Annotated in this window: 9 protein-coding genes; 7 read left to right on the forward strand and 2 right to left on the reverse strand. The window is 73.5% G+C overall.

What is annotated here, in order from left to right:
- Nucleotides 1–571: 571 nt before the first annotated feature.
- Nucleotides 572–1345, reverse strand: a complete 774-nt coding sequence (locus tag ACOV8S_RS05130; protein ID WP_448316328.1) for an IclR family transcriptional regulator — start codon at nucleotides 1343–1345, stop codon at nucleotides 572–574.
- A 177-nt stretch (nucleotides 1346–1522) separates the two neighbouring features.
- Between ACOV8S_RS05130 and allB the strand changes: the two genes are divergently transcribed.
- From allB to ACOV8S_RS05145, 3 genes are all read left to right on the forward strand, one after another.
- Nucleotides 1523–2932 (forward strand): allantoinase AllB, encoded by a 1410-nt coding sequence (allB, locus tag ACOV8S_RS05135; protein WP_448316329.1) that lies wholly within the window; start codon nucleotides 1523–1525, stop codon nucleotides 2930–2932.
- Nucleotides 2929–4044, forward strand: a complete 1116-nt coding sequence (gene alc, locus ACOV8S_RS05140) for an allantoicase (protein ID WP_448316330.1) — start codon at nucleotides 2929–2931, stop codon at nucleotides 4042–4044. The genes allB and alc overlap by 4 nt, the downstream gene beginning before the upstream one ends.
- Nucleotides 4045–4143: 99 nt before the next feature.
- A complete protein-coding gene (locus ACOV8S_RS05145) occupies nucleotides 4144–5325 on the forward strand; it encodes a cytochrome P450 family protein (RefSeq protein ID WP_448316331.1) in 1182 nt (393 codons plus the stop codon).
- 97 nt (nucleotides 5326–5422) lie between these two features.
- On the opposite strand, the gene ACOV8S_RS05150 is transcribed toward ACOV8S_RS05145, so the two are convergent.
- Nucleotides 5423–6433: a Gfo/Idh/MocA family protein gene (locus tag ACOV8S_RS05150; RefSeq protein WP_448316332.1), complete on the reverse strand. Its 1011-nt coding sequence runs from the start codon at nucleotides 6431–6433 to the stop codon at nucleotides 5423–5425.
- Nucleotides 6434–6763: 330 nt separating this feature from the next.
- On the opposite strand from ACOV8S_RS05150, the gene ACOV8S_RS05155 reads away from it, so the two are divergent.
- The 4 genes from ACOV8S_RS05155 to ACOV8S_RS05170 all read left to right on the forward strand — a co-directional run bounded on the left by ACOV8S_RS05155 (nucleotide 6764) and on the right by ACOV8S_RS05170 (nucleotide 10986).
- A complete protein-coding gene (locus ACOV8S_RS05155; RefSeq protein WP_448316333.1) occupies nucleotides 6764–7768 on the forward strand; it encodes a sugar ABC transporter substrate-binding protein in 1005 nt (334 codons plus the stop codon).
- The gene (locus ACOV8S_RS05160) at nucleotides 7765–8811 is read left to right on the forward strand and encodes an ABC transporter permease (RefSeq protein ID WP_448316334.1); all 1047 of its coding nucleotides are present in this window, start codon (nucleotides 7765–7767) and stop codon (nucleotides 8809–8811) included. The genes ACOV8S_RS05155 and ACOV8S_RS05160 overlap by 4 nt, the downstream gene beginning before the upstream one ends.
- On the forward strand, nucleotides 8808–9686 hold the full coding sequence (locus tag ACOV8S_RS05165) for an ATP-binding cassette domain-containing protein (protein WP_448316335.1): 879 nt from the start codon (nucleotides 8808–8810) through the stop codon (nucleotides 9684–9686). The genes ACOV8S_RS05160 and ACOV8S_RS05165 overlap by 4 nt, the downstream gene beginning before the upstream one ends.
- Nucleotides 9687–9807: 121 nt before the next feature.
- Nucleotides 9808–10986, forward strand: coding sequence for an ROK family glucokinase (locus ACOV8S_RS05170; RefSeq protein ID WP_382550225.1), 1179 nt, complete (start codon nucleotides 9808–9810; stop codon nucleotides 10984–10986).
- The last annotated feature ends 12 nt before the right edge of the window (nucleotides 10987–10998 follow it).

A 10998-nucleotide genomic window follows, 5' to 3' on the forward strand; every position in this document is an offset into this window, starting at 1 on the left:
CGTCCCGGGGCCGGTCTGTCCGAGCGCAGGAGTGCGCCTGGCGGGGCGACCGAAGCGGCCGCCAGGGCCCTGGGGCCGGGTCGCCCGCGCGTCGGGTTCGCCCACATCGACGGGTGGTCGACGTCGACGGGCGGTCCGCCTCGACGGGTGGGTTCCGCCGGGTCCGCCGCCGAGCGGTTGCCTCTACGCGGGCACCTGCCTGAACTCCGGGCTGTCGCCTGCCCGGTAGGGCTGTCGCCACGCGCGGGCGTCCACGCCAGGCGGTGACGGTGCGTTGGGCCGCCGCGTCGCAGGCGCGCTCGCGACGCGGGCCTGACTGCTGCCGCCTCCGCCTGCTGCCGCCCTCCGTTGCCCGCCCGCCCGCCTGCTGCCTGGCGGTTGGCCCGGCGGTTCGGTCGGCGGTTGGGCCGTCTCCTCGCCCGGTGCGGCCGCCTGCCGGGTGGCGAGGACGGCGCAGGCGGCCCGGGGCGTCGGCCCCGATGTCCGCCTGACGCGCCGTCCGCCGCCGGCCGGGCCGCCGAGGCGACCACAGCCGCGGGGCTCACGGCGGCGGGGCTCACGACGGCGGGGCTCAGGGTGTGGGCGCGGCCCCCCGCAGGGTCTCGCCCAGTTCGGCCGCGACCGCCCGCAGCACCGGCACGATCCGTTCCGTCGCCTCGTCGGTGAGGCGTCCCGCCGGCCCGGACACCGACAGCGCCGTCCGGGTGGGCGAGCCGGGCACCGCCACCGCCAGGCAGCGGACGCCGATCTCCTGCTCGTTGTCGTCCACCGCGTACCCGGCCCGCCGGACCTCCTCCAGCGCCCTGAGGAAGGCGTCGGGCGTGGTGATGGTCCGGTCCGTCGCCGCCGGCATCCCGGTGCGGGCCAGCAGCGCCCGCACCTCCTCCGGCGAGCTGTCCGCCAGCAGCGCCTTGCCCACTCCGGTGGAGTGCGGCAGCACCCGACGGCCCACCTCGGTGAACATCCGCATCGAGTGCCGGGACGGCGCCTGGGCCACGTACACCACCTCGTCGCCGTCCAGCAGCGCCATGTTGGCCGTCTCCCCGGTCTCCTCGACCAGCCGCGCCAGGGACGGCCGCGCCCACGAGCCCAGCAGCCGTGACGCGGACTCGCCCAGCCGGATCAGCCGCGGTCCGAGCGCGTACCGGCGGCTCGGCTGCTGGCGGACGTAGCCGCAGGTCACCAGGGTGCGCATCAGGCGGTGGATGGTCGGCAGGGGCAGGCCGCTGTCCGTCGCCAGCTCGCTCAGGCCGACCCCGCCGCCCGCGTCCGCCATCCGCTCCAGCAGGTCGAAGGCGCGCTCGAGGGACTGGACCGATCCGCTCGGTGAGCTGGGCGTCGGCACAGGATGGTCCTTTCGGCCGGGGTCCGGAACGGGGGAAGCGTAGCCGCACCGCGCTGCGGCGCGGCGTCGGCCGGTGGCTCTTGACGGGGCGGGGGCGCGGAGGAATCCTTCAACAAATCGTTGAAGCGCGCCGGTTCACCCGGTCCGGCGCGCGGAGCGGGAGAGGGGGCCGTCCTCGTGCCCGAAGCAGGAACGCCCGGGACCGAACTGGTGGTGCGCTCCACCCGCGTGGTCACCCCCGAGGGGATCCGCCCCGCCTCCGTCATGGTCTCCGTCTCCGGCGGAGTGATCACTCACGTGGCGGGTCACGACGCCCCCGTCCCGGCCGGCGCCCGCCTCGAGGACCTCGGCGACCTCGCCGTCCTCCCGGGCCTGGTGGACACCCACGTCCATGTGAACGACCCCGGCCGGGAGCACTGGGAGGGCTTCTGGACCGCCACCCGCGCCGCCGCGGCCGGCGGCGTCACGACCCTGATCGACATGCCGCTCAACTCCCTCCCGCCGACCACCACCCCGCGCCACCTCGAGATCAAGCGGGAGGCCGCACGGGGCCGGGTCCACGTCGACGTCGGCTTCTGGGGCGGCGCCGTACCCGCCAACGCGGGGGAACTCCGTCCGCTCCACGACGCCGGCGTGTACGGCTTCAAGGCGTTCCTCTCCCCCTCCGGCGTCGAGGAGTTCCCCGAGCTGGACCTCGGGCGACTGGCCCGCGCCATGGACGAGATCGCCGCCTTCGACGGTCTGCTCGTCGTGCACGCCGAGGATCCCCACCGCCTCGCCGAGGCTCCGCCCTGCGGCGGTCCCCGGTACGCCGACTTCCTGGCCTCCCGGCCCCGCGGGTCCGAGGACAGCGCCGTCGCCCAGGTCCTCGCCCTGGCACGCGGGTCCGGCGCCCGGGTCCACATCCTGCACCTGTCCTCCTCCGGCGCCCTGCCCCTGGTCGCGGCCGCACGGGCCGCCGGAACCCGGGTCACCGCGGAGACCTGCCCGCACTACCTGACGCTCACCGCGGAGGAGGTCCCCGACGGGGCCGCCGAGTTCAAGTGCTGCCCCCCGATCCGCGAGGCGGCCAACCAGGACCTGCTGTGGCAGGGCCTCGCCGACGGGACCGTCGACTGCGTGGTCACCGACCACTCCCCGTCCACCGCCGACCTCAAGACCCCGGACTTCGCCACGGCCTGGGGCGGCATCTCCTCCCTGCAGCTCAGCCTGTCCGCCGTCTGGACCGAGGCACGCCGCCGCGGGCACGGACTGGACGACGTGGTGCGCTGGATGTCCGGACGCACCGCCGCCCTCGCCGGGCTGGAACACAAGGGAGCCCTCGCCGCGGGCCGCGACGCCGACCTCGTGGCCTTCGACCCGGACGCCTCGTTCACCGTCGACCCGGCCGGGCTCCAGCACCGCAACCCGGTCACCGCCTACGCCGGCCGCACCCTGCGGGGTGTCGTCCGCTCCACCTGGCTGCGCGGACGGAGGATCCACCAGGACGGCTCGTTCACCGAACCCTCGGGCCGCCTGCTGGACCGCCGGCCGACCGCCCGCCGCACCGTCGACCGCACGCCAGAAAGGCAGGACCCCCTCACGTGACGGCGATCCCCCGCTTCACCGGCCCCGCCGAGCCCTACCGGGGCGGCGACCCCTACGCCGACCACCGCACGGCCCCGTTCCCCTTCTCCGGCCTGCCCGACCTGGCGGACCGCCGGCTCGGGGCGGCCGTGATCGCCGCCAACGACGAGTTCTTCGCGCCCCGGGAGAACCTGCTGCTGCCCGGGCCCGCCGTCTTCGAGCCGGACGTCTTCGGCCACAAGGGCAAGGTGATGGACGGCTGGGAGACCCGGAGGCGCCGCGGCGCCTCCGCCGAACACCCCTGGCCCACCTCGGAGGACCACGACTGGGCGCTGGTGCGTCTCGGCGCCCCCGGCGTGGTCCGCGGTGTCGTGGTGGACACCGCCCACTTCCGCGGCAACCATCCGCAGGAGATCTCCCTCGAGGGCACCGCCCTGCCGGGCACGCCGTCGCCCGGGGAACTGCTCGCCGACGGCGTGCCGTGGACCACGCTGGTACCGCGCACCCCCGTCGGCGGTCACGCGGCCAACGGCTTCGAGGTGTCCGTGGAGCAGCGGTTCACCCATCTGCGGGTGCGCCAGTATCCTGACGGAGGCATCGCGCGGCTGCGGGTCCACGGCGAGGTCGTCCCCGACCCGGGATGGCTGACGGCGCTCGGCGTCTTCGACGTCGTCGCGCTCGCCAACGGCGGCGTCGTCGAGGACGTCTCCGACCGCTTCTACTCCCCGGCCTCCCACACGATCCTGCCCGGCCGGTCGTCGCGGATGGACGAGGGCTGGGAGACCCGGCGTCGGCGCGACCACGGCCACGACTGGATCACCTACCGGCTCGCGGCCCAGGCGTCGGTGCGGGCCGTCGAGATCGACACCGCCTGCCTCAAGGGCAACAGCGCCGGCTGGGCGTCCGTCTCGCTGCGCGACGGCGAGGACGGCCCCTGGACCGAGATCGTCCCCCGCACCCGGCTCCAGCCCGACACCAACCACCGCTTCCTCCTGCCGGGTCCGGCCACCGGTACCCACGCACGCCTCGACGTCCACCCCGACGGCGGGATCTCCCGTCTCCGCCTCCACGGCGCCCTGACCCGGGACGGAGCCCGGACCCTCACCACCCGGCTGCGCGGACCGGGCCGCTGACGCCCCCGCGCCACACCGCTCCCGGAACTCGCCGTGCCGCCCACCCGTTCCACGGGCGGGGGGCACGGGGCGTCCCCGAGCGACGCACAGGGGGATCCGATGACGGACGTGGTGGACCTTCGGCAGTACGGCGAGAGCTTCCGCGCCGACCCGCACCCGGTGTACGCCGAGTTACGGCGCAAGGGACCGGTGCACCGGGTGCTGCTGCCGGCGCCCGACGAGTACGAGACCTGGCTGGTCGTGGGCCACGAGGAGGCGCGCGCCGCGCTCGCCGACCCGCGGCTGTCCAAGGACCCGGAGAAGCTCGGCCCCAGCAGGTTCGACGGCGACCCGGTGGGCAAGCACATGCTGGCCTCCGACCCGCCCCAGCACACCAGGCTGCGCACCCTGGTCTCCAGGGCCTTCACGCCCCGCCGGGTCGAGGCGCTGCGCCCGCGCGTCCAGGAGATCACCGACGAGCTCCTCGACCGGATGCTGCCCGCGGGCCGCGCCGACCTCGTCGAGTCGCTCGCCCACCCGCTGCCCATGACGGTGATCTGCGAGCTCCTGGGCGTCCCGGAGGGCGACCGCGCCGCCTTCCGCACCATGTCCAACGACGCGGTCGCGCCGGCGACGGAGGCCGACCGGCAGAAGGCCGCGGAGTCCTTCGGCACCTACCTCGCGCAACTGATCGAGGACAAGCGGGCCGCGGGGCCCGGCGACGACCTGCTGAGCGAACTCATCGACGTGGCCGGCGACGACGGGGACCGTCTCTGTGACCGGGAGCTCATCGGCATGGCCTTCGTCCTGCTGCTTGCCGGACACGAGACCACGGTCAACCTCGTCACCGGCGCGGTCCACGCCCTGCTCACCCACCCCGATCAGCTGGAACTGCTGCGCGCGGACATGGGGCTGCTCGAGGGAGCCGTCGAGGAGACCCTGCGCCACGACGGACCGGTCGAGACAGCCACCTTCCGTTTCGCCGCCGAGCCGCTGGAACTGGCCGGCGTGCCCGTGGCCCGGGGCGACCAGGTGATGATCGGCCTCGCCGCGGCCAACCGGGACCCCGGGCGTCACCTGGACCCGAACCGCTTCGACATACGCCGGGTGAGCACCGGGCACCTCGCCTTCGGCCACGGCATCCACTTCTGCCTGGGCGCGCCGCTGGCCCGGCTCGAGGCCCGGATCGCCATCGGTTCCCTGCTGCGGCGCGCTCCCGGCCTCGCCCTGGACGGCCCGCCCGGCGAGTGGCTGCCCGGCATGCTGGTGCGCGGCCTGCGCAGTCTGCCGGTCAAGTGGTGACGGGCGGCCCGGAGCGCGGTTGACGGCGCCGGTCCCGCGGCGCGCCGGGGAGACCCGGCGTCCGCCGCACCGCGGCGCGCGAGCAGGACCACCGGGGTCAGTAGAGGCCGGAGGGAATCTCGCCGAGGTGGACGGGGCGCCGCTCACGGCGGGAGAGCTCGCAGGCCTCCGCGATGCGCAGCGCCTCCAGCGCCTGCCGGCCGTCGCACGGATTGGGCCGGTCGCCCCGCACCACGTCCAGGAAGGTGTACAGCTCCGCCTGGTAGGCCGGGGCGAACCGCTCCAGGAAACCGGACCACGGCTTCTCCGCCGCGGCCGGGCCGCCCGGCCCGGCGGAGAAGAACGGCGTGCGCTCGTCGAGGCCCACCACGATCTGGTCCAGCTCCCCGGCCAGCTCCATCCGCTGGTCGTACCCCGAGCCGTTCAGCCGGGTCCCGGTCACCGTGGCCAGCGTCCCGTCGTCCAGGGTGAGGACCACGGCCGCCGTGTCCACCTCCCCGGCGTCCCGGAACATGGAGCCGCCGGCGGCCGACCCGGCGGCGTACACCTCGGCCACCTCGCGGCCGGTCACCCAGCGCAGCGAGTCGAAGTCGTGGATCAGCACGTCCCGGTACAGCCCGCCGGACAGCGCCAGGTGCTCCGCGGGCGGCGGCGCAGGTTCGGCGGACAGTGCACGCACCGTGTGCAGCCGCCCCAGCCTGCCGTTCCACACCGCCTCCTGCGCGGCCACGTGCGCCGCGTCGAAGCGACGCTGGAACCCCATCTGCAGCACCGTGCCCGCCGCCTCGACGTCGGCGATCGCCTCCAGCGTGGACCGCAGGTCCAGCGCTATCGGCTTCTCGCAGAACGCCGGCAGCCCGTACCGCGCGGCGCGCCGGATCAGGTCGGAGTGCGCCGAGGTCGCCGCCGTGATGACCACCGCGTCGACGCCCCAGCTGAAGACCTCGTTCACACCGGGCGCCACCGTCGCCCCCAGCCGCTGGCCGATCTCGTGGGCCCGGTTCTGGTCCGTGTCGGTGACGACCAGGGACCCCACCTCGCTGTGCCGGCTGAGGACGTGGGCGTGCAGGGCGCCGATCCGTCCCGTCCCGATGACTCCGATGCGCATGAGGACAAAAAATGGCCCTCACCTGACGTGATGTCAAAGCGCATGTCCGTTTGACCGGACATACGGTTTCACTTCCACCACCGATGGGCTCCACCCTCCCGCACCCGGTGACAGGAAGGGCCGATCCCCTCCGCAGGCCCGTCCCGGGCGCCGGGGTGACGCATCCCACGTCCTGGGAGGGAAGGCCCGCGATGCCTCCCCCCGCCGACCTTCCCCCCATCCGGATGTTCGATAATGCTGCGTTCGGGTGCGGCCGCCGGTGGCCGCCACCCGGTGCCGCACAACGCGGACGAAGATCCGTGGAAACGAGAAGGAAGAAGGTCACGCCTCGTGGGACGGTTTCGGACCTGGGTGGGTATCGCGGTGGCGGGGGCGCTGTGCGTCTCGGTCGCGGGCTGCAGCAGCACCGGCGGCAAGCGCGCCGAGGACGCCCGGAAGGCCTCGGCGTCCCCGGGCAAGGCGGCGGTGAACACCCCGGAGTGGACGTTCGCCATGATCACCCACTCGGGTGACGGCGACACCTTCTGGGACATCGTGCAGAACGGCGCCGAGCAGGCCGCCGTCAAGGACAACATCAACTTCCTCTACTCCCACGACGCCGAGGCGCAGCAGCAGGCCCAGCTGGTGGACGCCGCCGTGGACAAGAAGGTCGACGGCATCATCGTCACCCTCGCCAAGCCGGACGCCATGAAGGCCGCCGTCGACCGCGCCGTGAAGGCCGGCATCCCGGTGATCACGGTCAACTCCGGCTCCGACGTCTCCAAGGACTTCGGCGCCCTCACCCACATCGGCCAGGACGAGACCGTGGCGGGCCGCGCCGTCGGCGAGGAGCTCAACGAGCGCGGGCGCAAGCGGGTCCTGTGCGTCCTGCACGAGCAGGGCAACGTCGGCCACGAGCAGCGGTGCGACGGCGTGAAGGAGACCTTCGACGGCAAGGTCGAGAACCTCTACGTCGAGGGCACCAACATGCCCGACGTCCAGTCCTCCATCGGCGCCAAGCTGCAGGCCGACAAGAAGATCGACGCCATCGTCACCCTGGGCGCCCCCTTCGCCGACACCGCCGCGAAGGCCAAGGCGGAGACCGGCAGCAAGGCCGAGATCGACACCTTCGACCTCAACGGCAAGGTGGCCGCCGGCCTGAAGGACGGCACCCTCGGCTTCGCCGTGGACCAGCAGCCCTACCTCCAGGGCTACCAGGCCGTCGACCTGCTGTGGCTGTACAAGTACAACGCCGACGTCCTCGGCGGCGGGCAGCCCGTCCTGACCGGCCCGCAGATCGTCACCAAGGAGCAGGCCGCCGAGCTGGCCGAGTACGCGGAGCGGGGAACCCGATGAGCACCACCACCCCGGCCGACGCCGCGGTGGACGAACGACTGCTGCGCACCTCGCCGCTGCGGCGGGTGCTCGGCAGGCCCGAGCTGGGCGCCGTGGTCGGCGCCGTCGCCGTTCTCGTCTTCTTCGCCTTCGCCGCCGACAGCTTCCTGACCGGCGCGGGCCTGAGCACCGTCCTGTACGCCGCCTCCACCATCGGCATCATGGCCGTCCCGGTGGCGCTGCTGATGATCGGCGGCGAGTTCGACCTCTCCGCGGGCGTGCTGGTCACCTCGTCGGCGCTGATCTCGTCGATGTTCAGCTACCAGACCACCGCCAACGTCTGGGTCGGCGTCGGCGTCTCCCTGCTGGTGACGCTCGCCGTCGGCGCCTTCAACGGCTTCATGCTGACCCGCACCAAGCTGCCGAGCTTCATCATCACGCTCGGCACCTACCTGATGCTGATCGGCATGAACCTCGGGTTCACCAAGCTGATCAGCGACACGGTCTCCACCCGCTCCATCGCGGACATGGACGGCTTCTCGCAGGCCAAGGCGGTGTTCGCCTCCACGCTCACCGTCGGCGGGATCAACTTCAAGATCACCATCCTGTGGTGGCTGGTGCTGATCGCCGTCGCCTCCTGGATCCTGCTGCGCACCCGGGCGGGCAACTGGATCTTCGCGGTCGGCGGCAACGGGACGGCGGCCCGAGCGGTCGGCGTGCCGGTGCGGGCCACCAAGATCGGCCTGTACATGGGCGTGGCCCTGGCCGCGTGGATCTCCGGCCAGCACCTGCTCTTCAGCTACGACGTCGTCCAGTCCGGCGAGGGCGTCGGCAACGAGCTGACCTACATCATCGCGGCGGTGATCGGCGGCTGTCTGATCACCGGCGGATACGGGTCCGCCGTCGGCTCCGCGGTCGGCGCGCTCATCTTCGGCATGACCAGCAAGGGCATCGTCTTCGCGGAGTGGAACCCGGACTGGTTCAAGTTCTTCCTCGGGGCGATGCTGCTCCTGGCGACCCTGCTCAACCACTGGGTCCGCAAGCGCGCGGAGGCGACGAAGTGACCACGGCGACCGAACCGACCGCCGAGCGGATCCCCGGGGCGGTACCCCTGGTCGAGCTCGAGGGCGTCAGCAAGTACTACGGCAACGTGCGTGCCCTGGAGGGCGTGTCCCTCCAGGCCCGGGCGGGTGAGATCACCTGCGTGCTGGGCGACAACGGCGCGGGCAAGTCCACCCTCATCAAGATCATCTCCGGTCTGCACGGCCACGACGCCGGCTCCTTCCGCATCGCGGGCGAGGAGACCCGGCTGACCGGTCCCCGGGAGGCCCTGGACCGTGGGATCGCCACCGTCTACCAGGACCTGGCGGTCGTCCCGCTGATGCCGGTCTGGCGGAACTTCTTCCTCGGCTCCGAGCCCGTCAAGGGGCGCGGCCCCTTCCGGCGCATGGACGTCGACCTCATGCGCCGCACGGCCCGCGCCGAGCTGCTGCGCATGGGCATCGACCTGCGGGACGTCGACCAGCCCATCGGCACGCTCTCCGGCGGCGAGCGCCAGTGCGTGGCCATCGCCCGCGCGGTGTACTTCGGCGCCAAGGTGCTCGTTCTCGACGAGCCGACCGCGGCGCTGGGCGTCAAGCAGTCGGGTGTGGTCCTCAAATATGTGGCGGCCGCCAGGGACGCCGGGCTGGCTGTTGTGTTCATCACCCACAACCCGCACCACGCCCACCTGGTCGGCGACCGCTTCGTGCTGCTCAAGCGCGGCACCATGGCGGGCCACCACACCCGCGACCGGATCACCCTCGACGAGCTGACCCGGCAGATGGCCGGCGGCGACGAGCTGGAGGACCTGCGGCACGAGTTGGAGCGTCCGGGACCGCCCGCCCCCGACGGCCCGCAGGCCGTGAAGGGGGCGGACGAGGAGCGCCCGCGGCCGTGACCGGAGCGACAGGACGGACCCGTCTTCCGTGGCCGGTGGGACGGGCGGGAGCCCCGGGGCGGACGGGCCGGGTGGGGCGGCGCCATGCGGCGGCTCCTCGGATTGAGGCAGAATCGGCGCGATGAGCACCTACCGCGACCTCGCACTGCCCCGGGCGCTGAACCCGGCCAGGGCGGCCGGAGCCCCCATCGGCTCGCGCCGTACCCCCGTCCTCAGGACGGTCGGCTCCCGGGAACGCCGTTCGCACCTGTCGGCGCCCCGCGTGCCCACGGTCGGCATCGACATCGGCGGTACGAAGGTGATGGCCGGCGTCGTCGACGCCGACGGCAACATCCTGGAGAAGCTCCGGGCCGAGACGCCGGACAAGTCCAAGAGTCCCAAGGTCGTCGAGGACACCATCACCGAGCTGGTCCTGGACCTCTCCGACCGGCACGACGTGCACGCCGTGGGGATCGGCGCGGCCGGCTGGATCGACGCCGACCTCAACCGCGTGCTCTTCGCCCCGCACCTGTCCTGGCGCAACGAGCCGCTGCGCGACCGGCTGGCCGAGCGCCTGTCGGTGCCGGTGCTCGTGGACAACGACGCCAACGCCGCGGCCTGGGCGGAGTGGCGGTTCGGGGCCGGCAAGGGCGAGGACCACCTCGTCATGATCACGCTGGGTACCGGCATCGGCGGCGCCATCCTCGAGGAGGGCCGGGTCAAGCGGGGCAAGTTCGGCGTGGCCGGGGAGTTCGGCCACATGCAGGTGGTCCCCGGCGGGCACCGCTGCCCGTGCGGCAACCGCGGCTGCTGGGAGCAGTACAGCTCCGGCAACGCCCTGGTCCGCGAGGCCCGGGAGCTGGCCGCGGCCGACTCGCCGGTGGCCTTCGGCGTCCTCGAGCACGTCAAGGGCGACATCTCCGCGATCACCGGGCCGATGATCACCGAGCTGGCCCGCGAGGGCGACGCCATGTGCGTCGAGCTGCTCCAGGACATCGGGCAGTGGCTCGGCGTCGGCATCGCCAACCTGGCGGCCGCCCTGGACCCGTCCTGCTTCGTGATCGGCGGCGGCGTCTCGGCCGCCGACGACCTGCTGATCGGCCCGGCCCGCGACGCCTTCCGTCGTCAGCTCACCGGCCGCGGCTACCGCCCCGAGGCCCGGATCGCCCGTGCCCAGCTCGGCCCCGAGGCGGGCATGGTCGGCGCCGCCGACCTGTCCCGGCTGGTCGCCCGCCGCTTCCGCCGGGCCAAGCGGCGCCGCACCGAGCGCTTCGAACGGGTGCCCGACGCGGCCGCCCGTACCTCCGGGGACGGCCTGTGACCGACGCCCGGC

The sequence above is a fragment of the Streptomyces sp. CO7 genome (assembly GCF_053474865.1).